1 pseudogene is annotated in these 571 nt (G+C 47.8%); it reads left to right on the top strand.

From position 1 onward, the window contains the following. The first annotated feature begins 1 nt into the window (after position 1). Positions 2 to 571 (top strand): annotated as a pseudogene (locus A2255_02405) (hypothetical protein).

Here is a 571-nt window from a genome sequence, read left to right as displayed (position 1 = left end):
ATTGCCCGCATTCGGCGTGGTATATGTGGATAAAGATGCCGCTGCCGGCAATAACGACGGTTCCTCATGGACGGATGCCTATACAAACCTTACAAACGCATTAACCAGATCCACCGGTGAATTCTGGGTGGCGGAAGGCACATATACGCCGGGGACTGATGCGACAAATACGTTTTATATAAAGACTAATCTTGTATATGGTGGATTTGCGGGTACAGAGACATCGTTGAGCGAGAGGGATTGGACTAACAATCCAACGATATTGAGCGGTGACCTTGGGGGCAGTGTATATGCACGGAATATAGTTACGAAGCAGTCGAGCGGGTTTGCTGTATTGGATGGCTTTACGATAAAGGATGCAGAGGGAGTTGGGACAAAAGGTGCAGGTGTATCGAATGCATTGGGAAATATGGCGATACAGAACTGCATATTTACAAATCTCTTTGCCAATCTTCAAGGCGGGGCAATTTATTCCGCAGGTACTGGAATCGGAGTTACGAACTGTACGTTCATACAGTGTTATCTGACTAATGGGAGCGGTGGTGCGGTGTTTTGTGCGGGGGCAGGATTG

The organism is Candidatus Melainabacteria bacterium RIFOXYA2_FULL_32_9 (genome assembly GCA_001784615.1).
In the GTDB taxonomy this organism is placed as follows: Bacteria; Cyanobacteriota; Vampirovibrionia; order Gastranaerophilales; family UBA9579; genus UBA9579.
This window is presented reverse-complemented; position numbering and strand designations above follow the sequence as displayed.